This window comes from Yinghuangia soli, assembly GCF_021502675.1.
GTDB classification, from domain to species: domain Bacteria; phylum Actinomycetota; class Actinomycetes; order Streptomycetales; family Streptomycetaceae; genus Yinghuangia; species Yinghuangia soli.
In genome coordinates, this window is sequence record NZ_JAKFHA010000011.1 from 51,448 (window position 1) to 72,860 (window position 21,413).

Genomic DNA, 21,413 nt, shown 5'->3' on the forward strand with positions numbered 1-21,413 from the left:
GGCGGCCTGTTCGGCTGCCCGGCACACACATTCGTTTCAGGCCTCTGGTGCGGCCAGTTCGTCCGGCAGCGGCCAGCTGTGGACGACCAGCAGCCCGGAGACCGCACGGGTCAGCACCACGTACAGGCGCCGCAGCCCCTGGGGTTCGGCCTCGACGATCTCGGCCGGTTCGGCGACCGCGATGTGGTCGAACTCCAGGCCCTTCGCCAGCGTCGCCGGGACCAGGTTGAGCCGGACCTCCTCCGGGACGTCGCTCTCGGTGCCCAGTTGCCGGTACGCGAGACCCGCGGCGCCGAGTGCCGCGGCCAGGGCCGGGATCCGGGCGTCCGCGGCGATGAGGCCGATCGAGCCTTCCTCGGCGAGCAGCCCGCGGACGCCGTCCGCAAGGGCGTCGTCCACAGCCTGTGGACCGACCTCGCGCAGCACCAGCGATCCCGGGGCCTCGCGTACCGAGCTCGCCGGGGCCAGCCCCGGAGCGATGAACGGCAGCAGGCGGCTGGCGAAGTCGAGGATCTCGCGCGGCACCCGGAAGCCTTGGGTGAGCTCCTCGAAGCGGGCGTCGGCGCGCCCGAGATGCCGCAGCGTCGCGGCCCAGTCCTCCGCGGCCCACGGCGTGGTGCCCTGGGCGATGTCGCCGAGGACCGTCGCCGAACCGGTCGTACAGCGGCGGCCGACCGCGCGGCACTGCATCGCGGACAGGTCCTGCGCCTCGTCGACCACTACGTGGCCGAGGCTGCCGGTACGCGCGACCAGGTCGGCGGCTTCGTCCACAAGCACCGCGTCGGCCGCCGACCACTTGGCAGAGCCGACGCCGCGGGCCGGCTTCACCCAGCGGATCACGGCCTGCTCCTCTTCGCTGAGCACGCCGTCCGCGCAGGCCGCCAGGAACTCCGCGTCGGACAGCAGCCGCAGGACCAGCTTCGCGGGGTCGACGGCCGGCCAGACGCTATTGACCAGGTCGCGCACCGGGCGGGACCGGGCCACCGCGTCCTGCACGCGGTCGTCGGGGGACTCGCCCGCGCGCTCCATCTGCACGAGCACCGCGTGCGCGAGGCGCTGGTGGAGCATGTCGCGGGCGGCGCCGTAACGCACGTCGCGCCCGCGCAGCCCGGCGACGACCTCCTCGACCTCGTACGCCGGGACCCGCCAGCGCCGCGAGCCGCGCACCACGAGCAGCGACTCCTCGGGGGTGCGGACGCCGGACCACACCGCGCGGCGCAGCACCTCGGCCATCCGCGCATCGCCCTTGAGCCGGCCCGCCTCGGGGGTGTCGACGGCCTTCACCGGCACGTGCGCGACGAGGTCCTCGACGGTGGTCTGCCCGACCTCGACCTCGCCGAGCGCGGGCAGCACCTGCTGGATGTAGTCGAGGAACGAGCGGTTCGGGCCGACCACCAGGGTGCCGCTGCGCTGCAGCCGCTCGCGGTGCGCGTACAGCAGCCATGCGACGCGGTGCAGGCCCACGGCGGTCTTCCCGGTGCCGGGGGCACCTTGCACGCACACCGTCTGGCCGAGGTCGGCGCGCACGATCTCGTCCTGCTCGGGCTGGATGGTGGCCACGATGTCGCGCATCGGGCCGACGCGGGGCCGCTCGATCTCGGCGGCCAGGATCGCGCTCTTGCCCTCTTCCTCGCCCTGGTCGAGCAGGTGCTCGTCCTCGAACGCGGTGAGGCTGCCGCCGGTCCAGCCGAACCGCCGGCGCAGTTCGACGCCGAGCGGCTCCTTGCGGGTGGCCCGGTAGAACGACCGGGCCACAGGCGCGCGCCAGTCGACGACCATGGGGTCACCCGCGTGGTCGTGCACGTGGCGGCGGCCGATCCAGAAGCGCTCCAGCGGCCGGGACGGGTCCGCGGCGACTTCGAGCGGGGCGGTCCCGGTGGACACCTCCGGGGCGTCCGCGAACCGGCCGTCGATGCGGCCGAAGAAGAGCGGGGCATCTGCCAGGTCGGCGAGCGACGCGATACGGCCCTCGATGAGGTGCCGGACCTGCTTGTTGGAGACCTCGTTGCCGCCGACATCGGTGAGGTCGAGCGCCTGGGTCTCCTCGCGCATGCGGCGCAGGCAGGCGCGGGACGCGGCGAGATGGTCGCGCTCGGCGGCGAGGGCGGCCCCGGGGTCGGCGGCCGGGTCGACGGCGGGACCGGTACGGGCATCCGGGCGCGAGTCGGCCCGCGTATCGCGGGAGGGTTCGGGAGCGGGCTCGGTGGACGGGTCTGCGGTGTACGCGGACAAGATCGGCTCCGAATGCGGTGACGGCATCGTGGACGCCGTCCGGCGCGGCCGGACGGCGTGGCCGGCGCCCAACCCCGGGTCACGGGGCAGTGCGGTGTCGCGGCAGCGGAATGGGCCAGCATAAACCGGGGCCAAGGTCCGGACGAACCCTGATATCCGGGCCGCGCGGTCATACCCGCGGGGTAGGCACGGACGCGACCAGGCGCCGACGCGCACCTTATGTCCGATTTCTTACCGTGGAGACATGACCACCGCACTCCACACCCCGACCCGGCAGGCCCCGAGCCGCCACGCCGACCACGGCGTGCGGACGGAGACCCGCATCACCATCGAGCCCCGCCCCGAATCCCGACCCGCCCCGGCCCCGAGCACCTTGTCCCGCATCGGCCGCGCCGCCGCGACGACCGTCCGCGGCATCGGCATATTCGGCAGCACCGCCGCCAAGGTCGTCATCCTCGGCAAGCACGGCATCGACTGACCGCAGGCACCGGCGCGACGGCCGTGACCGGAAGACCGCGAACGACGGACCCGCGAACCCACCGATACAAGGACCCATGGCGAACCAGCGTGACGACGCAAGCCGAAAGGGCCGGCCCCGGAAACCGGGACCGGCCCTTTCGCATGGGGTACGTCGGGCTCCGCGACCCGGGGCCGGGAAGCCGGTGCCGATCGGAGTCCGCACAAGCACCCGCGGAGCGGTGTACGGAGGAGCGGTGTCCGGAGCCCTGGGCGGGCAGCCCCCGAGCGCCGGTCCGACCTCCGGGTCAGCGCCCCGCGCGGCGGTGCGTCAGGCCTTGCCGAGGTCGTCCGCGTCGACGATGCGGTACGCGTAGCCCTGTTCGGCCAGGAAGCGCTGCCGGTGGGCAGCGAATTCCTGGTCGATCGTGTCGCGGGCGACGACCGAGTAGAACCGGGCGGCCCGGCCGTCGGCCTTCGGGCGCAGCACGCGGCCGAGGCGCTGGGCCTCCTCCTGGCGCGACCCGAACGAACCGGACACCTGGATGGCCACCGCGGCCTCGGGCAGGTCGATCGAGAAGTTCGCGACCTTGCTGACCACCAGGACCGAGATCTCGCCCTGCCGGAACGCCTCGAAGAGCCGCTCCCGCTCGGTGTTGCGGGTCTCGCCCTTGATGACCGGGGCGTCCAACGTCTCGCCCAGCTCGTCGAGCTGGTCGATGTACTGGCCGATCACCAGGGTCTGCTCGCCCGCGTGCATCTCGACCAGTTCGCGCGTCACGCGCGTCTTGGTCGCGGTGGTCGCGCAGAACCGGTAGCGCTCCTCCGGCTCGGCGGTCGCATACGCCAGCCGCTCCGCGTCGGTCAGCGTGACGCGGACCTCGACGCAGTCGGCCGGGGCGATGTAGCCCTGGTTCTCGATCTCCTTCCACGGCGCGTCGTACCGCTTGGGGCCGATGAGCGAGAAGACGTCGCCCTCGCGGCCGTCCTCGCGCACCAGCGTCGCGGTCAGGCCGAGGCGGCGGCGGGCCTGCAGGTCGGCGGTGAAGCGGAAGATCGGCGCGGGCAGCAGGTGCACCTCGTCGTACACGATCAGGCCCCAGTCCCGGGAGTCGAACAGCTCCAGGTGCGGGTAGACGCCCTTCCGCCGGGTCGTGACGACCTGGTAGGTGGCGATGGTGACCGGGCGGATCTCCTTGCGGGTGCCGCTGTACTCGCCGATCTCGTCCTCGGTCAGCGAGGTGCGCTTGATCAGCTCGGCCTTCCACTGCCGGGCCGAGACCGTGTTGGTGACCAGGATCAGCGTGGTGGCCTTCGCGGTCGCCATCGCGGCCGCGCCGACCAGCGTCTTGCCGGCGCCGCAGGGCAGCACGACGACGCCGGAGCCGCCGTGCCAGAAGCCCTCGACGGCCTCCTTCTGGTACGGCCGCAGCGTCCAGCCCTGCTCGGCCAGGTCGATCGGGTGCGCCTCGCCGTCCACGTACCCGGCCAGGTCCTCGGCGGGCCAGCCCAGCTTGAGCAGCACCTGCTTGATCTGGCCGCGCTCCGACGGGTGCACCGCGACCGAGTCGGCGTCCACCCGGGCGCCGACCAGCGGGGCCATCTTCTTGCTGCGCAGGACCTCTTCGAGCACCGCGCGGTCGGTGGTGGTGAGCACCAGGCCGTGCACAGGGTGCTTGGCGAGCGTGAGCCGGCCGTACCGGCCCATGGTCTCCGCGACGTCGACCAGCAGCGCATGCGGCACCGGGTAGCGCGAGTAGCGCAGCAGGACGTCGACGACCTGCTCGGCGTCGTGCCCGGCGGCGCGCGCGTTCCACAGGCCCAGCGGGGTGAGGCGGTACGTGTGGACGTGCTCCGGGGCGCGCTCCAGTTCGGCGAACGGCGCGATGGCCCGGCGGCAGTCCGCCGCGGCCTCGTGGTCGATCTCCAGGAGCAGGGTCTTGTCGGACTGCACGATCAGGGGGCCGGAGGTCGGCTCTGCCACGCGGGGCCTCTCTTACAGCGAATGGGGGACTCCCAGTGTGAACCACCCCGGACGGAGGAGTGTTCCACTCGCCCGGACCGGAAGGGTGCCAACCGCCCGAAATCCGTACCGGAGCGGCGATATTCCCCTGGGGAAGCAGCCCTACGGAACCGTACTGCGCAGGGATGAGCGCAAGAGCCCTCCTTGAGGAGGAACCACGGTTCGGTCCGGCGCTCCTACTCTGGATATTCAAATGGCGCAATTTCCGCCGCTGCCGGGTGCACCCGGCGCTCCTGCGGCCCCCGAGACCGGTCCGGCGTTGCACACGCACGGGCTGACCCGCGACTACGGTCGCGGCACCGGCGTGTTCGACGTCGCCCTCGCCGTGCCCAGGGGCAGTGTCTACGGCCTCGTCGGGCCGAACGGCGCGGGCAAGACCACGCTGCTGTCGCTGATCAGCGGCATGCGGCGGGCGGACCGCGGCGAGGTGGAGTTCGGGGTGCCGCGCGACCGGGTCGCGGTGTGCACCGACGTGCCGGAGTTCGAGCCGTGGCTGAGCGCCGCCGAGGTGGTCGAGCTGGCCGGCCGGCTGGTGCACGCGGACCTGCGTCCGGAGAACGTCAAGACCGCGCTGCACCGGGCCGGGCTCTCGGAGGCCGCGGACCGCAAGGCCGGGTCCTTCTCGCGCGGCATGACGCAGCGCCTGGGGCTGGCCGCGGCGCTGGTCGCCGAGCCCGCACTGATGATCCTCGACGAGCCGACCTCGGCCCTGGACCCGCGCGGCCGCGCCGAGGTCCTGGACTTGGTGGCCGGCATGCGCGGCCGGACCACCGTGATCTTCTCCAGCCACATCCTGGCCGACGTGCAGCGCGTATGCGACCAGGTCGGCGTGCTGCGCGCCGGGCGCATGCTCTACCAGGGGCCGGTGGCCGAGCTCGTCGCCGAGCACATGCGGCCCACCTGGCTGATCCGGGTCCGGGACGACGGCGGCGCGCTGCTGCGCACGTTCGCCGCCGAGGACTGGGTGGCGCGCGTCTCGTCGATCCGCCCCGGCCTGGTGCGCGTGCAGGCGCGCACGGTCGAGGAGGGCGAGCGCAACATCCTGGGCGTCCTGGACCGCAGCGGCGCACGCGTCATCTCGGTCGGGCCGGAGGAGTCGGACCTGGAGAGCGCGTTCCTGTCGATCACCGGCGCGGCCCGATGACCGGGTTCGACACCACCGCGAAGAGCGCGGAGACGGCGAAGGGCGCGGCCGCGCGGCCCGAGCCGGGCATCATGCCGGGCCGGGAGCGGAGGGCCGCCCGGACCGCGGCCGCGCCGGCCGTCCGCGGCCGCCGCCCGCTGGGCCTGTGGCGGCTCGAAGTGCTGCGCGTCACCCGGACGCGGCGCTGGCTGCTGCTGCTCCTGGCGTTCCCGCTGCTCGGCATTCTCGGCCCGATCGTGGTCCGGCACCTGCACCGCATCCTGGACGTGCTCGGCGCGGACGGCGGCGCGCTGCCCGAGACCGTCGAGGCGCAGGACGCGATGATCGCGTACACCGGGGTGGGCGGGCAGATCGGTCTGCTCGTGGCGCTCGGCGTGATGGCCGCCGCGCTGGCGCTGGACCACCGGCCCGGGCTCGCCGCGTTCTACCGCACCCGCACCTGCCGGCCCCGGGACCTGGTGATCCCGCGCTGGACCGTGTGCGCGGCCGCGGTGTGCCTGGCCAATCTGCTGGCCACCGGGATCGTCTGGGCGGAGATCCGCTGGCTGTTCGGGCCGGTGCCGGCCGACCGCATGATCTACGGCATGCTCTTCGAGACCGTCTACCTGCTGATGGCGCTGTCGCTGGTCGCGGGCGCGGCGGCGTTCCTGCGGCGGCCGGTCGCGCTCTTCGGGGCCGCGCTCATCGCGATGGTGCTCTCGCCGCTGCCGCGGCTGTGGAAGCCGCTGCGCGCGTGGGAGCCGTCCGAGCTCGGCGGCGCGGGCATCCAGCTGCTGGGCGAATCGACGCCGGGCGACTTCGTGCGCCCCGCGATCGTCGCGCTGCTGCTGACCGCGGTCATGCTGAGCCTCGCGGTGTGGCGGATCGGCCGCCGGGAGATGTGAACCCCCGGCCGCCGTCGGACCGGCAGGCGGTCAGGTCAGGTCAGGACGGCGCGGGGTCGGCGACGTCGACGGGGGCCACGCCGGTGATCCGGTGCAGCGGGTACGTGTGCAGCTCGCCCGCGGTGTGCTCCTGGGCGGTGACATACCCGCCCTCCAGCCCCAGCGGCACGATGATGCGCTGCGTGGCCCGGCCTTCGCGCGTGACGTAGCCGATCCACACCGGGCGGCGCTCCGCGAAGGCGGCCTGCAGCGCGAGCAGCGTCTCGGCCGCGGAGGTGCGCGGAAGTTCGGCCGGGGCCTCGCCGTCCTCGGCGCCGCGCGGGCGGCTGACCGCGGCGCGGTCCCCGGCCCGGATCGCGGTGACCGCGGCGTCGATCAGGCTCGTGCTCGGCGCGGGCGGCTCGCCGGTCACCCGCGGCGGCAGCGACCTGGGCGGGGTGCGCAGCGCGTCCGGGCGCGTGATCACCACGTCGCCGGTGGCCGACTCGGCCATCGGCGCGTACCCGAGCGAGCGCAGCGCGGACAGCACCTGGTCGGGGGCGCCGTCGGCGGCCAGCACGGTCGGGGCCAGGCGGCGCAGCCGCAGCCCGTGCGCGCGGCGGTCGGCGAGCAGTTCACCGAGCACCGCCTCGTCGTCGCAGCGCAGGTACGCGGACGCCGCGCCCACGCGCAGCCGCCCGTGCCGCCGCGCGACGTCGTCCACGAGGTAGGTCAGCGGCTGCGGCACCGGAGTGCGCGAGTGGGTGGCGAAGAGCCGGTGCAGGTCCGCCGCGGTGCGCCCGGAGTCGAGTGCGCGCCGGATGGACGCCTCGCCGAACCGGTACACGGTCGCGCCGCCGGTCGACTCGATGTCGGCCGCCAGGTGCAGTTCCTGGGCGAGCGCGACGACCAGCGGGCCGGGGGCGACCGCGGTCAGGTCGGCCTGCAGGAGCACATGGTCGAGCGGGGTCGGCAGCAGCGGTTCGAGCAGGTCGGCGGCCGCGTTCAGCTCGCCGGTCAGCAGCGCGCGGCCGGCCTTGGCGAGCGCTCCGCGCCCGGTCACGCCGAGCAGTTCGGCCTCGACCAGGGTGCGGTCCACCAACTCGGAGCGCAGCCGCGCGGTGCGTACCGGGCGGTGCCAGGCCAGGTCGGCGAGCAGGTCGGCGGCCGGGGCCGCGGAGCCTTCGGCGAGTTCGCCGAGGCGCCCGAGCAGCGCGTGCCGCACCTCGGGGGCCGCGGTGCGGTCCACGCCGGGGCCGAGTGCGTTGACCGGCTTGTCCTTGTCGTCGCGGGTGCCGACCAGGCCGGGCACCCGGGTGGTCTCCAGCCACACGCCGGCCAGCGTGGCCCAGCGCTCGGCGACCGGGCGGGCCCGCCACACGTCGTACGCGGGGGTCGGCAGCCACCGCTCGTCGGCCTCGCCGTCGCCCGCGACCAGGCCCGCGGCGTAGCAGAGTTCGAGCCACAGCGCGGCTTCGGCCTCGGTGACGTCCAGGGCCGCGGCGGCGCGCTTGAGGTCGCGTACGCCCAGGCCGCCGGCGCGCAGCACGGCCGGGCCGCCGGTGCTCCACAGCTCCAGCAGCTCCTCGACCCGGCGTACCGCGGTGAACGCGGCACCTGCCGCGGCGGCGTCCACCGCCTGCGGGTCGCGCGGCGTCGCGGTGATCTCGGGAGGCGTGGGGGCGAGGTCGCGGTGCACCCGGCCGCCGCGCAGCGTCAGCGCGAGCTCGCGCGGCAGGACGACTGCCTGCGGCCCGGCGGGCACCAGCAGCGCCCGGGCCAGGAGCCATTCGACGGGGGAGTTCGCGTCCGCGGCCCGCACCGGGCGGTCCGCGCCGCGCACGCTGCCGGTCGGCGGCCCCCACACCAGTTTGTCGAGCACCTCGGCGGCGGCCGGCGGCGCCTCGCCGAGCAGCGCCGCGACGGCCTTGCGGTCCGCGAACAGCGCGCCGATCGCGCCGATCGCGCTCACCGCGTCGGGGGTGGGCGGCAGGCCGAGGTCGGCAAGCAGCTCCTGGAGGCGGGCCGGGCCGGTGGCCCCGAGCGCGGCGGGCAGCGCGGGGCCCAGGCCCGCGGGTGAGGCGCCGGCCAGGTCGCGCACGGTCCGCACCACGCGCAGCGATTCGAGCGGGCCCCACAGGAGCGCCCGGGTGCGGAGCACCTCGACCGCGCCGGGCAGCTGCGGGACGTCGCCGACCAGGTCGCGCAGCGCCGGGTAGCCGAAGCCGTCCGGCAGCACGACCGCGGCGTCCACGACCTGCAGCGTGAAGTGGTCCAGGCGCTCCAGCACGCGGGCCACCGAGGCCCGCGTGGTGGCCCGGGTGGCCAGTTGCGTCAGGTCGACCGGGACGGGGGTGGTGAGGTCGGGGCGGGCCCGCAGCAGCTGTGCCAGCTCGTCGTCGCCGCGGCCCCGCAGGTCCTCGGCGAGGGTGCGCGGCACCGCGCTCCCGGCCGGCGTGCCGACGGGACCGCCCTTGGTTCTCCGGGTCGACGTGGTCATCCGGACAACGGTAGCCGCTCGGCCCTGCGCGGTTCGCGGCGAGCAGGGGTTCCTGGCGCGGCCGGGTTCGCCTGATCGGACGAACCCATCGTCTCCGGGCCCCTTCGCGTCCTAAGCTGGACAACTGGTCCGACAGGGTGAACCGGGGTACGTCGTAAGGTCGAAAGGCCGGGCATGGATTTCGAGTGCGACCGTCTGGTCCTGCAGTACCTCGGCGAGGTCGGCGACGCCGCGCAGCGCAAGCTGCGGCCCGCCGATCGGGCGCGCCTGGTCGAGCGGCTGCGGGCCCAGATCACCAGTGAGCGCGAGCGCTCCAACGCGAACACCCCGGCGGCGGTGAAGGCCATCCTCACCCGCCTCGGTACCGCCGACGCGGTGGTCGCCAACGAGGCCTTCCGGGCGCCCGCGGACCATCAGCCGCGCAGTGCGTTGGCCGGTGCGGGGATGGACAGTTCGGGCGGGGCCGCGCTGCGCGGCTCGCGGACCGCGACCATCGCCGCGCAGATCGGCTTCCGGCCGGACGCCAGCCCGGTGCCCTCGCAGCGCGACGGGTCCGAGGAGCAGGCGCTGGACGCGCCGCCGGCGGTCCCGGTGGGGGACGGGCTCATCGGCTGGCCGGCGTACCCGATCGGGATCGCGCCGGGGTCGCCGTCGGACTGGGAGGGCCCCGACGAGATCGTCGGCCCCGAACCCGTGCGCCGCATGCCCATGCGCGCGTCGCTGCGCGAACTGATCGCCATCGCCCTGCTGGTGGTGGGCGCGATGGTCGGCTCGGCGGTCGTCGTGGTCATAGGGCTGCTGGTGGTCTTCACCTCGGCGGTGTGGGGGCAGCGCGAGAAGCACATGTCCGCCTACGTCATCCCGCTGGTGACGGTCGGGGCGTTCGTCGCCGCGATGTGGCTGCGGGCCACCGACCGGGCCGGGGTGGACCTGACCCGGTCGCAGGCGGTCGAGCGGTTCGAGGAGCTGATCCCGACCATGCCGCGCATTTTCGGTGCGGCGGCCGCGGTCTACCTGCTGTTCCGGCTGCTGCGCACCCAGGCGCCGCCGGAGGAGTGACCAGGCCGCCCCGCGGTCGCCGCGGACGGCCTCACCACAAGCCGCATCGCCGCAGGCCGCCCCGTCACAGGTCGCCGAGACCGTCGATTTCGCGCAGGTCGTCGAGGACGAACTCGTGCGGGTCGGTGACCGCACCCTGCGAGCAGGACGTCAGCCGCGGGCATCCGGTGCTCGTCGTCCGCACGGTGACCTGCAGGAGCCGGCCGCCCGCATCGAGGTCGACCACCGCGCCGCCGTCGATGCCGTCGACGTGGGAGAGGGGCCGCACCGCATCGATCGCGACGATCCCCGTGTGGCTGCGCGCGAACCACTCGGCCGCCTGGACCGCGGAGGGCACCCCCACGCGGCCGCGGTAGTGCGCGAGGTCGACCTCGCCGCGCAGGCAGGCCGCGCCGACCTCGGCGGCCACCGGCTCGGTCACCAGCCCGTGGTACGTGCCGTGCGGGAGCGCGACCAGGTTGGCCGCGTACCGGTCGCCGCCGACGTGCGTGGTCTCCCACACCGGGTCGCCGTACGCGGCGTGCAGCGCGCGCACGGTCGGCCGGCCGAACTGCGCGCAGCACGGCTCGCGCTTGCCGTGCGTGCACACCAGCAGCACCGGCTCGTGGTGCGCGGTGCCCCAGCCGGGCCGCACGCCGCGCGAGACGGCGTCCAGGTCCAGGTCGAACAGCTCGCGCAGGTCCGCGATTTCGCGCTGCTCGGCCCACGGCTCGCCGCCCCGGCTGCCGCCCGAGAACGCGACGTACACCTGGTGCGGCGGCACCGGGCGGCGGGCGCCGGGGCGGCGGATGAGCTGCGGGCGGATCCGGTACGCGGGCAGCCGGTCCAGGAAGTCCGCCACCTCGGCGGGCATTCCGGGCGGTGCGTCGTACGCCGGCCAGGGCCCGGGGTGCTCGACCAGCAGCCACGCATCGCACGTCTCCGGTGCGCTGCCGAGGACGGACTCGCCCAGGGCGCGGGCGACGACCGCGCAGCGGTCGGTGCGGCGGTCGCCGGGGGCGGCGGCGGTGTTCACCGGGGGCGTCATCACGGGTCTCCTGGGCGGCGGGCAGGCACGAGTGCGGAGAAGCGGTGGCCGGGAAACGCGGCGGAGGGCGTGAAAAGCGCCGCGACCGGGAACCCGGTGCGGCGCAGCGCTGTCCGGTCGCGGAACCATGAAGCTGCCACTAGTTGAGGTTAGGCTAGCCTAATTAACCTGGCAAAGTGATGCCCGCAAACGTGGTACTGCCAACCTCGGCCGGGGGCCGGGTTTCCGTGCGCGGCGGTCTCGGCGAGTCAGCTGTCGACCTGCTGTCGACCAGCCGGAGGACTGGGCTGCCGGGACTGCCGGAGGGACTACTCCGGGACGCTGCGGCGCTGGCTGCGCGCGGTGGCCACCAGGCCGCTCAGCGCCACCCCGAGGCCCAGCGGCATCAGCGCGCTGAGCAGGTAGACGGCCCGCGGCAGTGCGTCCGCACCGATCAGGAACGGGACCAGGGTGGCCAGTGTGGCGACCGTCCCGACCGCGAACACGATCGCGCCGATCCGGATCGCGGCATCGGCGCGGCCGGCCGTCCGGTCCGCGGCGGACGCGGCGGCGGACGACGGGGCGGGGCCGGAATCGATGGTGCTCACCACCCCACCGTACTTGGTGCGCCTGGGCGTTTCTGCCCGGGTATCCCCATGTGCGGCGTCGGTTCCGACCGTTAGCCTGGACGGGTGAACGGGGGCGTCTCGCGTGCTCGGTCACGGAATTGCACTCACCCCGACCGTCCAGATGGCGACGTCCCGACACAATCGAGGTCTCCCGTGCCTACCGGCAAGGTCAAGTGGTTCGACACCGGGAAGGGATTCGGCTTCCTCTCCCGTGACGACGGCGGCGACGTATTCGTCCACTCCTCAGTGCTGCCGGAGGGCGTCGACTCGCTCAAGCCCGGGATGCGGGTCGAGTTCGGCGTCGTCGACGGCCGCCGGGGCGAACAGGCGCTGTCCGTCCGGGTTCTGGACCCGCGCCCGTCCGTGGTCGCCGCGACCCGCAAGAAGCCCGACGAGATGACGGTGATAGTCGAGGACGTCATCAAGGTCCTCGACGAGGTCTCCAACACGCTGCGCCGCGGCCGCCACCCCGACAAGAAGCTCGCGCACAAGGTCGCCGAGCTGCTGCGTGCGGTGGCCGACCAGATAGAGAGCTGACCGCGCCGGCTGCGCGCGTGAAGCGAACCATGCGAAGGGCGGGCTCCGGGATTCCCGGGCCCGCCCGTTGCGTCGTCTGCGGGTGCGGCTCCGTGCGGCTTCGTGCGGGGAAGGCCGGGGAAGCCGGCTCAGCGCCCCGGGAAGGCCAGCAGCTCCGGCGCCACGGCCGGCACCAGGCCCTCGTCCGCGGCGCGCGTCAGCAGGCCGTGCACGGCCGCGTAGCCCGCATCGCCGAGGTCCCGGGTGAACTCGTTGACGTACAGGCCGATATGCCGCTCCTGCACGGACGGGCTCATCTCCTGCGCGTGCTGCTGCACGTAGGCGCGCGAGGCGGCCGGGTCGGCCCAGGCGTACTCCACCGAGGCCCGCGCCGCGGCGGCCAGCGCGGGCAGGTCCAGCGAACGCCGCGCCACGATCGCGCCCAGCGGGATCGGCAGCCCGGTCTCGGACTCCCACGCCTCGCCCATGTCGGCCAGGCAGTCCAGGCCGTACTGCTGGTACGTGAAGCGCGCCTCGTGGATCACCAGCCCGGCGTCCACCTTGCCGTCGCGCACCGCGGGCATGATCTCGTGGAACGGCATGACCCGGATCTCGCCGACGCCGCCCGGGATCGCGCGCGCCGCCCACAGCCGGAACAGCAGGTAGGCGGTGGACCGTTCGCTCGGCACCGCGACCACGCGGCCGGCCAGGTCGGCGGGGGCCTGCGCCTCGCGGGCCAGCACGAGCGGCCCGCAGCCCCGGCCGAGCGCGCCGCCGCAGGGCAGCAGCGCGTACTCGTCGAGCACCCACGGCAGCGCGGCGTAGGAGATCTTGAGGATGTCCAGCCCGCCGCGCTCGGCGACGCCGTTGGTGATGTCGATGTCGGCGTACGTCACGGCCACTTCGGGCGCGTCCGGCAGCAGGCCGTGGGCCCACGCGTGGAACGTGAACGTGTCGTTGGGGCACGGCGAATAGGCCATGGAGAGCGGGACCGTCACGACTGCTCCTTCCGGACGGGCGACACGGGCGGGACGGGTGCGGCGGGCAGGACGGGCAGTGCCGCCAGGACGGGCAGGACGGCGGCCGCGGCGGCGCCGAGCGCCGCCAAGGCCTCGCCGATCCGCCACGCGGCACGGTCGCGCGGCCCCACCGGGTTCGAGACCGAGCGCAGTTCGAGGAACGGCACGCCGGCCCCGGCCGCGGCAGTGGCCACCCCGAAACCCTCCATCGCCTCGGCGGCAGCGCCCGGGTGACGCCGCATCAGCTCGGCCGCCCGGGCCGCGCTGCCGGTCACCGTGGACACCGTCAGGATTGGTCCGACGGAGACCGCGCCCAGCTTCTCGCGCACCGCCTGCGCGGCCGGTGCGACCAACTCGGGGGCGAGGTCGTACACCCCGGTCCCGAAGCCCAGGTCGTCGATCGGCACGAAGCCGTCGTCGGACTCGGCGCCCAGATCGGCGGCGACCACGCGGTCCGCGACCACCACCGAGCCCACCGGGGCCACCGGGGCGAAGCCGCCCGCGATGCCGGCGCTGACCACCAGGTCGTACGGACTGCGCGCAAGCGCGACCGCGGTCCCCGCGGCAGCGGCGGCCGGGCCCACGCCGGCCGCGAGCACGTCGACCTCGGTGTTCCCGGGAAACGCGGCGTCCCCGCGGAGCAGCGCATCGCGCTCGGCGGGGACGGCGGTGACGATCAGGATGCGCACAGCTGCGGGCTCACGCCTTGACGAGGTTGACCGTCCACAGGCCCTTGATGTCGCCGTCGCCGCCGAGCTTGATGACGCGGACCTGGAGTTCCTTCTCGGACTCGAACGCGTCGAGGGGGACGGGCAGGCCGTTGAAGAATGTCCGGTCCTCGATCACCGAGGTCTCACGCGAGCCCACGAGGACCTGCCACTTGTCGGCCACGTCGCCCTCGACCCCGATACCGAACGTGCTGCCGGGCTTGACGGCGAACGTCTTGGGCTTCTCCGGCGTGCACTTCGTGGAGTTCTCGGAGGTGATCGTCTTGTTGTAGCACTTGGCCTCGACCGTGATGGAATCGCTGCCGCTGACCACGGTCACGAGCGGCGTCGGCTTCTCGCAGCCGGTCAGGGCGAGGGCCCCCAGGACAACGGCGGTGCCCGCGAAGGCGGCACGGCGGCGGTTCGTCATGATCGGAAGGTTACCGCCCGGCGCGCAGCCGGAAGCCGGGGGACCGGGTCGGGCGGGTTCGGCGCGTCGTCAGGCGGCGTCCGGCCAGCAGCAGGGTCAGGAGCAGGACCGCGGCGGCCAGGCCCATGCCGAGCGTGCCGTTCAGCGGCAGCACGATGCCGACGCCGCCGCCCACCACCCACGCCATCTGCAGCGCGGTCTCGGTACGCGCGAACGCCGACGTGCGGACTTCCTCGGGGATGTCGCGCTGGATCATCGCGTCCAGCGACAGCTTGCCGAGTGCTTGGGACAGGCCCGCCACGCCGGCCACCGCGATCACGGTGGTCAGGCCGTAGAACAGCGCCGCGGCCAGTGCCGAGGCGCCCGCGAGCGTCAGCACGCCGACGATGATCGCCTCGGGGGCCTTCGACTTGAACCACGCGCCGAGCCCGGTGCCGACCGCGTTGCCGATCGCCGCGGCCACCACGACCGCACCCAGCAGTGCCTTGCCGTCCATGTCGCCGACCGGCTTCTCGCGCACCAGGAAGCCGAGGAACATCACCAGGAAGCCGGAGAAGAACCGCAGCGCGGCGTTGGACCACAGGGCCAGCACGACGGACGGGCCGACGCTGCGCAGCCGCCGGGCGGTCTTGGGTCTCTTGCCGCTCTTCCCGTTCTTCGCGCTGCCGTTCGCACTGCCGCCGTCCGGGCCGTCCGGGACCGTCGCGGCCTTCTGCTTGGCCCCGAGCCGCGGGTGCGGGAAGTGGCTCTGGTGGTCGTCGCCCGCGGCCTCGCCGGTGAACGTGGCCTTGTCCTCGCCCTCCGGCGAGTCGACCTTGGCGGGCAGCGCGAAGGACAGGACCGCGCCGAACGCGAACACCGCGGTCGCCGCGTACAGGATCCACGGGGTGCCGGCCGTCACCTTGAGGACGCCGGCCAGCGGCGCCGCGAGCATGGTGCCGATCAGGCCGAACAGCGTGATCCGCGAGTTCACCTTCACCAGCGACATCGACCGCGGCTGCAGCCGGGGCACCACCGCGCTGCGCGAGACGCCGTACGCCTTGGACGTCATCAGGACGACCAGCGCCTCGGGATACAGCTCCAGCCCGGCGTCCTCGATCGAGGCCGCCATCATGAACGCCAGCCCCGCGCGGACCAGCATGGTCGCCGCGATCGCCACCCGGCGGCCGCGCCGCAGCCGGTCCAGGAGCGGCCCGATGACCGGGGCCATCAGCGCGAACGGCGCCATGGTGATGAGCAGGTACAGCGCCACCCGGTCGCGCGCCTGGTCGGTGGGCACCGAGAAGAACACCGTGGTGGCCAGCGAGATGGTGACCAGCGCGTCGCCCGCGTTGTTGAGCGCGTGCAGCTCGATCAGCTTGCCGAGCCCGCTTTCCTTGGCGCCCTTCGAATGCGCCGCGCGGCGGAAGCGTCCGGCGACGGATTTCGGCAGTCCGCCGAACCAGCCCATCGCACGCCGGAACCGGCCGGTGCCGGCGGCACTGCTGCCGCGCACCCGCGCTGTCCCGGTCCGGGATTCACTTCGCGTCCGCAAGGTTCCCACCCCTTGAATGCTGCCCTCGATAGCGCGCGATACGTCGGTGGTGACACGCCGAAAGGGCGCGCCGGTTGCGCGCCGGTTCCAGGTTTCTGTGCTTCTTGAGGGTAGCCCTCGCCATCGCGCCCGGAGGTTGAGAGAGAATCACTCTCGTGAGTGCCCCGATCCGTAGTCGAATCCCCGACCGCCTGTGCGCGGAGGCCGTCGACCTTGCCCTTGCCGCAGCAGAGGATGTCGCAGGCCCGGGACGGGTCGGCGAGCACCTTGGTGTGGAGGTAGACGGCGACCGCGTCGTCACCCATCACTTCGCCTGCCGAGAGGAGGCATACCAGGGCTGGCGTTGGGCGGTGACCGTGGCGCGCGCACCGCGCGCCAAATTGGTGACGGTCGACGAGACCGTCCTGGTACCCGGCCCGGACGCGCTGCTGGCCCCCGAATGGGTGCCGTGGAGCGAGCGCCTGCGCCCCGGCGACCTCGGCGTCGGCGACCTCCTGCCGACCAAGGAGGACGACGAGCGCCTGGAGCCCGGGTACGCCGACATCACCCCGGACGCCGCCGCCGAACCGCTCGGCTTCGGCCCCGCCGCGGTGGCCGACGAGCTGGGCCTGGGCCGCGCCCGCGTCCTGTCCCCGCTCGGCATGGACCTGGCCGCGGACCGCTGGGAAGAGCACTTCGGCGTCCGCACCCCGATGGCCCAGGCCGCCCCGGCGCACTGCGCCAGCTGCGGCTTCCTGGTCCGCATCGGCGGCCCGCTCGGCCAGGCCTTCGGCGTCTGCGCCAACGAGTACGCGCCGGCCGACGGCCACATGGTCTCGCTCGGCTTCGGCTGCGGCGGCCACTCGGAAGCCGCGGTCATGCCTGCGATGCCCCAGGCCGCCGACCCCCGCGTCGACGACTACGACGTCGAGCAGGTCCGCGTCCACCACGAGGCCGGCTCCGTCGACGACGCCGAGCCCGGCGAGGACCTCGGCCACTCCTGACCCACCGCTGCGCGTGGCCCGCGGGAACCCCGCAGACCACGCGCAGCAGCGCGGGACGACCCGGGAGCGTCCGGGCTCCGGTCAGCCTGCCTCGTGCAGCCTGCGCAGGATGTCCATCAGCTCCGCAGGGGGCTGGACGGAGAACTCGCGGGAGTCGTGGTCGATGACCGTCAGCGAGGTGAGGGCCCCGGCGCGCCACCAGTAGAGGCGCGGCGAGAGCTGGCCCGGGCCGTCGCCGTAGGCGCCCAGGCCGAACGAAGACAGGTCGTTGATCGCGTCGACCGCCAGGCGGTCGGTGATCGGGTGGTACGCGATCACGTGGCGGCCCGGCACGGTGAGCAGCGCCCCCTCGGGCGGCAGCGGGCGGCCGGTCGCCTCGCGGGCGAGGTCGTCCAGGACCAGGGCCTTGCTGGCCACGAACATCGAGCTGCCGTCCGCGGTGTGGATGCGCAGGCCGCCGGGGCGGTCGACGACATGGTGGTCGACGGGCTCGGCGATGAGGTTCGCGCGGCCCGCTTCGCGCAGGCGCTCCAGGCCGACGGGGGCGATGTCGGCGTCGCTCAGGGTGCGCACGGTGTCGGGGGCGTCGAGCTGGAGGGCCTCCTGCAGGCCCTCCGCGACGGGGCGGATGTACGTGAACTGGTGGACCGCCTCGGCCGGCAGGAAGTCGTCCGGCAGCAGGCGCAGCCGTGCGCCGCGCAGGAGTTCGTCGTCGCCTCCGGCGTCCGGGGCGACCGCCAGGAGTGCGGAGAAATGCCCTTCGATCAGGTCGGGCCACTGGCCGGGAGCGGTCGAGCGGCAGAAGTGCGAGAGGTTCGTGAGCGGCAGGCCGCGCTGCTGGCCGGGGATCGACACCGCGTCGCCGCCGACGGACGCGGCGACGCCCTGGGCCGCGAAGTAGGCGCGGCACAACTCCCGCAGCCGGTCGGCCTGGTCGCTGGTGAGCCGGGGCAGGTGCGGGTCCATGGTCTGTTCCATGACGGGCCATTCAAGCCGACTGCGGAGTTTCCCGCAGAGGCGGCCGGCCGGTCGCGAAGAGTCGCACCGGGGTACGGCAACGGGGATGTTTGTCGGATCCAGGAGGATTCCTCCGGGGATCCGGGCGCCGGATTTGCCAATCGGGGTGTCCTTGCGTGAAGAGTGATCCCATGGGCACCGAGGACACTTTTGCGACGGCCGGACTGCGCCGGGCCGTGCTGGACGCGTGGGCCGCACAGCCCGCCCGGTTCCGGGAGGACGCCAATGCCGAGGAGGAGCTCGCACTCGGCGGATACCGGGACCGGCTCGTGGTCGAGCTGGCGCAGAACGCCGCGGACGCGGCGGCGCGCACGGGCGTGCCGGGGCGGCTGCGGCTGACGCTGCGTGACGGCGTGCTCGCGGCGGCCAACACCGGTGACCCGCTGCACGCGGACGGCGTGCTCGCGCTGTCCACCCTGCGCGCGTCCGCGAAGCGCGACGAAGGGCCCGGCACGGTCGGCCGGTTCGGCGTCGGCTTCGCCGCCGTGCTGGCGGTGTCCGACGAGCCCGCGGTGCTCTCGCGTACCGGCGGCGTGCGCTGGTCGCTGCGCGAGGCGCAGGAACTTGCCGAGGCGGTCGTCGAGATCGCCGACGAGGTGGTCCGGCGCGACGGTGCCGTCCCGGTGCTGCGGCTGCCGCTGCCCGCCGAGGGCACGCCGCCCGAGGGCTACGACACGGTCGTGGTCCTGCCGCTCCGCGACGGCCCCGCGGCCGACCTGGCCGCCCGGCTGCTCGCCGAGATCGACGACGCGCTGCTGCTGACGCTGTCCGGGCTCGGCGAGATCGTGGTCGAGACGGACGACGAGATCCGCACGCTGACCCGCCGCGACGAGGACGGCGTGGTCGTGGTGGCGGACCGCGGCCGCGAGACCCGCTGGCGGGTGGCCGCGGACGGCGGTCCGCTGGATGCCGCACTGCTGGCCGACCGGCCCACCGAGGAGCGCCTGCGCGGCACTTGGTCGGTGCTGTGGGCGGTCCCGGTGGACGCCGCGGGCGCGCCGCTGCCGTTGAACGGTTCGGGCACCGAATGGCGGGCCGGCGGCCCGCCGATGGACCTCGGCGGCGGGGACGAGGGCCGCAGACCGGTCTCGGTGCGCCCGGTCGTGCATGCGCCGACCGCTTCCGACGAGCCGCTCGGGCTGCCCGCGCTGCTCGTCGCGTCGTTCCCGCTGGACAGCACGCGGCGGCACGTCGCGCCCGGCCGGCTGCGGGACTTCGTCGTGGCGCGCGCCGCCGAGGGGTACGCCGCGCTGCTGCGCGACTGGCCGACGCCGTTCACGCGCGCCCTCCTCGGCCTGGTGCCGGGCACCGCGCCGGAAGGCGAACTGGACGCGCTGCTGCGCCGCGCGGTCCTGTCCCGGCTCGCCGAGACGCCGTTCCTGCCCCTGGTGCACGGCGCTGCCGAGGCCTTGCCCGAGCCCGACGCCGACCCGGTGACGGCCGCGGACCCGCTCGCCGACGGCGCGCTCACGCACCTGCGCCCGCGCGACGCCGTGGTCGTGGACGGTGCCTCGCCGGGCCTGGTGGCCGCGCTCGCGCCCGTCCTGCCCGGCCTGCTGCCCGCCGGCCTGGACAAGTCCCCGGCGCTGCGTGCGCTCGGTGTGCGCCGCCTGCCGCTCGCCGAGGTGGTCGACCAGCTCGCCGCGCTGGAACGCGAACCGCAGTGGTGGCACGGCCTGTACGGGGCGCTCGACCCCGCGGACCGCGATGCGCTCGGCGCACTGCCCGTGCCGCTGGCGGACGGCCGCCTGGTGCGCGGCCCGCGGCACCTGCTGCTGCCCGGCGCCGAGACCCCCAAGCCCGCCGTGCTGGCCCCGCTGGACCTGCGCATCGTGCACCCGGACGCCGTGCACCCGCTGCTGGAGCGGCTCGGTGCGCTGCCGGCCGCGCCGCGCACGGTGCTGGCCGATCCGGCGGTCCGCGCCGGGGTCGCGGCCGCCGACGAGCACGACGACCCGGACGCCTTCACCGACGCGGTGCTCGAACTGGTCCGGGCCGCGCACCTGGCGCCCGGCGACGAGCCGTGGCTGGCCGAGCTGCCGCTCCCGGACGACCAGGGCGACCTGCTGCCCGCGGGCGAACTCATGCTGCCGGGCGGCCCGTTGCGCAATCTCGTGGAGCCCGGCACGCTCGGCGTCGCGGACGCCGAGCTGGTGGAGCGCTGGGGCGAGGACGTGCTGCGCGCGGTCGGCGTGCTGGACACCTTTGGCCTGATCACCGAGGAGGACGTGGTCCTCGACCACGACGCCTGCGACCACGACCTGGACCTCGAAGAGGACTGGCTCGACGATGTCCTCGACCACCTGCCGGATCCCGAAGTCCCGCCGGTGCTGGCCTCGTTCACCGCGGTGCGCGACCTGGACCTGGTGGCCGACGACGCCTGGGAGGACGCCCTCGACCTGCTGGCCGCACCGCCGCTGCGCGCCGCGGTGGTCGAGGCGGCCCGGGTGCTGCTGCCGGACGGCGGCCGCACCGAGATCCCGTCGTACACCGCATGGTGGCTGCGCGGCCACCCGGTCCTCGACGGCCGCCCGCCTGCCGGGCTGCTGGCCGCGGGCGCCGATCCGGCGCTGCACGGCCTGTACGACGAGGTCGACTCGCACCTGGACGACGTCTTCCTGCGCGCGCTCGGCGTCCGCACCACGTTGGCCGCGCTGCTCGCCGAACCGGGCGGCCCGGACGAGCTGCTGGACCGCCTCGCGAAGCGCTCCAACGAGGTGGACCGCGACCAACTCCGGGTGCTGTACAGCGCCTTGGCCGAGGTCGACATGGACCGGGTGGACGCCCCGCACGAGGTGCGCGCGGTCGTCGCGGGCCGCCTCACGGTCGCCGACGCCAGCTCGGCGGCCGTCGCGGACGCCCCCGACCTGGCCGCGCTGCTCGCCGAGTCGCCGGTGTGGGCGCTGCTGCCGGTCCGCCCGGACCGCGCCACCGCGCTTGCCGAGCTGCTGCAACTCCCGCTGGTCTCCGAGATCGTGCCGGGCACCGTGCAGTCCGAGGGCGTGCGGCACCCCGTCCCGGACGCGGTCCTCGCCGCGCTCGCCGGGGCGCCCGCGGAGTACATCGAGCACAGCGAGCTGCTGGTCGCCGGCCCGGACGGCAGCGAGCTGGAGGCGGACTGGCGCTACGTCGACGGCGAGGTGCACGCCACCACGTTCGAAGGCCTGGCGCGCGGCCTGGCCTGGGCAGCGGGGGAGTGGCACCGGCGCTTCGAGGTTGCGCAGTTGCTCGCCGACCCGTCGCTCGCGCCGCTGCTGGACGCCGAGCGGGACTTCGACAACCCGGCCTGACGCGG

17 protein-coding genes are annotated in these 21,413 nt (G+C 74.5%); 7 read left to right on the top strand and 10 right to left on the bottom strand.

All coding sequences use genetic code 11. The features are described 5' to 3' along the window. Positions 1-36: 36 nt before the first annotated feature. Complete coding sequence (locus LZ495_RS19670) at positions 37-2,232, bottom strand: HelD family protein (protein WP_235053720.1); 2,196 nt, start codon at positions 2,230-2,232, stop codon at positions 37-39. A gap of 244 nt (positions 2,233-2,476) precedes the next feature. Between LZ495_RS19670 and LZ495_RS19675 the strand changes: the two genes are divergently transcribed. Beyond that, a complete protein-coding gene (locus LZ495_RS19675; RefSeq protein WP_235053722.1) occupies positions 2,477-2,710 on the top strand; it encodes a hypothetical protein in 234 nt (77 codons plus the stop codon). Positions 2,711-3,019: 309 nt separating this feature from the next. Here LZ495_RS19675 and LZ495_RS19680 read toward each other — a convergent pair whose 3' ends face one another. Further along, complete coding sequence (locus LZ495_RS19680) at positions 3,020-4,672, bottom strand: DNA repair helicase XPB (RefSeq protein ID WP_235053724.1); 1,653 nt, start codon at positions 4,670-4,672, stop codon at positions 3,020-3,022. A 232-nt stretch (positions 4,673-4,904) separates the two neighbouring features. On the opposite strand from LZ495_RS19680, the gene LZ495_RS19685 reads away from it, so the two are divergent. Beyond that, positions 4,905-5,855, top strand: a complete 951-nt coding sequence (locus LZ495_RS19685; RefSeq protein WP_235053725.1) for an ABC transporter ATP-binding protein — start codon at positions 4,905-4,907, stop codon at positions 5,853-5,855. Continuing rightward, positions 5,852-6,739, top strand: a complete 888-nt coding sequence (locus tag LZ495_RS19690; protein WP_235053726.1) for a hypothetical protein — start codon at positions 5,852-5,854, stop codon at positions 6,737-6,739. The genes LZ495_RS19685 and LZ495_RS19690 overlap by 4 nt, the downstream gene beginning before the upstream one ends. 40 nt (positions 6,740-6,779) lie before the next feature. On the opposite strand, the gene LZ495_RS19695 is transcribed toward LZ495_RS19690, so the two are convergent. After that, entirely contained in the window at positions 6,780-9,218 is a 2,439-nt protein-coding gene (locus tag LZ495_RS19695; protein ID WP_235053727.1) for a helicase C-terminal domain-containing protein, read from the bottom strand. A gap of 174 nt (positions 9,219-9,392) precedes the next feature. Between LZ495_RS19695 and LZ495_RS19700 the strand changes: the two genes are divergently transcribed. Continuing rightward, a complete protein-coding gene (locus tag LZ495_RS19700; RefSeq protein ID WP_235053728.1) occupies positions 9,393-10,277 on the top strand; it encodes a hypothetical protein in 885 nt (294 codons plus the stop codon). Between the two features lie 64 nt (positions 10,278-10,341). Here the strand turns inward: LZ495_RS19700 and LZ495_RS19705 are convergent, their stop codons facing one another. Together LZ495_RS19705 and LZ495_RS19710 are read right to left on the bottom strand one after the other, a co-directional pair. After that, complete coding sequence (locus LZ495_RS19705) at positions 10,342-11,304, bottom strand: ferredoxin family protein (RefSeq protein WP_235053729.1); 963 nt, start codon at positions 11,302-11,304, stop codon at positions 10,342-10,344. Positions 11,305-11,612: 308 nt separating this feature from the next. Beyond that, positions 11,613-11,891 carry a hypothetical protein gene (locus LZ495_RS19710; RefSeq protein ID WP_235053730.1) on the bottom strand — a complete coding sequence of 93 codons (279 nt, stop codon included), beginning with the start codon at positions 11,889-11,891 and terminating at the stop codon, positions 11,613-11,615. 174 nt (positions 11,892-12,065) lie between these two features. Between LZ495_RS19710 and LZ495_RS44565 the strand changes: the two genes are divergently transcribed. Then, positions 12,066-12,449, top strand: coding sequence for a cold-shock protein (locus LZ495_RS44565; RefSeq protein WP_235053731.1), 384 nt, complete (start codon positions 12,066-12,068; stop codon positions 12,447-12,449). A 128-nt stretch (positions 12,450-12,577) separates the two neighbouring features. On the opposite strand, the gene LZ495_RS19720 is transcribed toward LZ495_RS44565, so the two are convergent. The 4 genes from LZ495_RS19720 to LZ495_RS19735 are packed head-to-tail and all read right to left on the bottom strand — an operon-like array spanning position 12,578 to position 16,034. Further along, on the bottom strand, positions 12,578-13,408 hold the full coding sequence (locus tag LZ495_RS19720; protein WP_235053914.1) for a 1,4-dihydroxy-6-naphtoate synthase: 831 nt from the start codon (positions 13,406-13,408) through the stop codon (positions 12,578-12,580). A 14-nt stretch (positions 13,409-13,422) separates the two neighbouring features. Next, positions 13,423-14,136, bottom strand: coding sequence for a futalosine hydrolase (locus LZ495_RS19725; protein WP_235053732.1), 714 nt, complete (start codon positions 14,134-14,136; stop codon positions 13,423-13,425). Between the two features lie 10 nt (positions 14,137-14,146). After that, the gene (locus tag LZ495_RS19730) at positions 14,147-14,584 is read right to left on the bottom strand and encodes a hypothetical protein (RefSeq protein WP_235053734.1); all 438 of its coding nucleotides are present in this window, start codon (positions 14,582-14,584) and stop codon (positions 14,147-14,149) included. Positions 14,585-14,594: 10 nt separating this feature from the next. After that, a complete protein-coding gene (locus tag LZ495_RS19735; RefSeq protein WP_268823087.1) occupies positions 14,595-16,034 on the bottom strand; it encodes an MFS transporter in 1,440 nt (479 codons plus the stop codon). Positions 16,035-16,285: 251 nt separating this feature from the next. On the opposite strand from LZ495_RS19735, the gene LZ495_RS19740 reads away from it, so the two are divergent. Continuing rightward, a complete protein-coding gene (locus LZ495_RS19740) occupies positions 16,286-17,101 on the top strand; it encodes a DUF3027 domain-containing protein (RefSeq protein ID WP_235053915.1) in 816 nt (271 codons plus the stop codon). 81 nt (positions 17,102-17,182) lie between these two features. Here LZ495_RS19740 and LZ495_RS19745 read toward each other — a convergent pair whose 3' ends face one another. Continuing rightward, positions 17,183-18,079, bottom strand: a complete 897-nt coding sequence (locus tag LZ495_RS19745; RefSeq protein ID WP_235053737.1) for a hypothetical protein — start codon at positions 18,077-18,079, stop codon at positions 17,183-17,185. Between the two features lie 170 nt (positions 18,080-18,249). Between LZ495_RS19745 and LZ495_RS19750 the strand changes: the two genes are divergently transcribed. After that, positions 18,250-21,408 (top strand): sacsin N-terminal ATP-binding-like domain-containing protein, encoded by a 3,159-nt coding sequence (locus LZ495_RS19750; protein WP_235053916.1) that lies wholly within the window; start codon positions 18,250-18,252, stop codon positions 21,406-21,408. Positions 21,409-21,413: the final 5 nt, after the last annotated feature.

What these genes read in the sequence shown, in the direction of transcription:
- LZ495_RS19675 (WP_235053722.1), top strand. Translation starts at nt 2,477, where the DNA reads ATGACCACCGCACTCCACACCCCGACCCGGCAGGCCCCGAGCCGCCAC.
- LZ495_RS19685 (WP_235053725.1), top strand. Translation starts at nt 4,905, where the DNA reads ATGGCGCAATTTCCGCCGCTGCCGGGTGCACCCGGCGCTCCTGCGGCC.
- LZ495_RS19690 (WP_235053726.1), top strand. Translation starts at nt 5,852, where the DNA reads ATGACCGGGTTCGACACCACCGCGAAGAGCGCGGAGACGGCGAAGGGC.
- LZ495_RS19695 (WP_235053727.1), bottom strand. Translation starts at nt 9,218, where the DNA reads ATGACCACGTCGACCCGGAGAACCAAGGGCGGTCCCGTCGGCACGCCG.
- LZ495_RS19700 (WP_235053728.1), top strand. Translation starts at nt 9,393, where the DNA reads ATGGATTTCGAGTGCGACCGTCTGGTCCTGCAGTACCTCGGCGAGGTC.
- LZ495_RS19705 (WP_235053729.1), bottom strand. Translation starts at nt 11,304, where the DNA reads ATGACGCCCCCGGTGAACACCGCCGCCGCCCCCGGCGACCGCCGCACC.
- LZ495_RS19720 (WP_235053914.1), bottom strand. Translation starts at nt 13,408, where the DNA reads ATGGCCTATTCGCCGTGCCCCAACGACACGTTCACGTTCCACGCGTGG.
- LZ495_RS19730 (WP_235053734.1), bottom strand. Translation starts at nt 14,584, where the DNA reads ATGACGAACCGCCGCCGTGCCGCCTTCGCGGGCACCGCCGTTGTCCTG.
- LZ495_RS19735 (WP_268823087.1), bottom strand. Translation starts at nt 16,034, where the DNA reads ATGGGCTGGTTCGGCGGACTGCCGAAATCCGTCGCCGGACGCTTCCGC.
- LZ495_RS19745 (WP_235053737.1), bottom strand. Translation starts at nt 18,079, where the DNA reads ATGGAACAGACCATGGACCCGCACCTGCCCCGGCTCACCAGCGACCAG.
- LZ495_RS19750 (WP_235053916.1), top strand. Translation starts at nt 18,250, where the DNA reads ATGGGCACCGAGGACACTTTTGCGACGGCCGGACTGCGCCGGGCCGTG.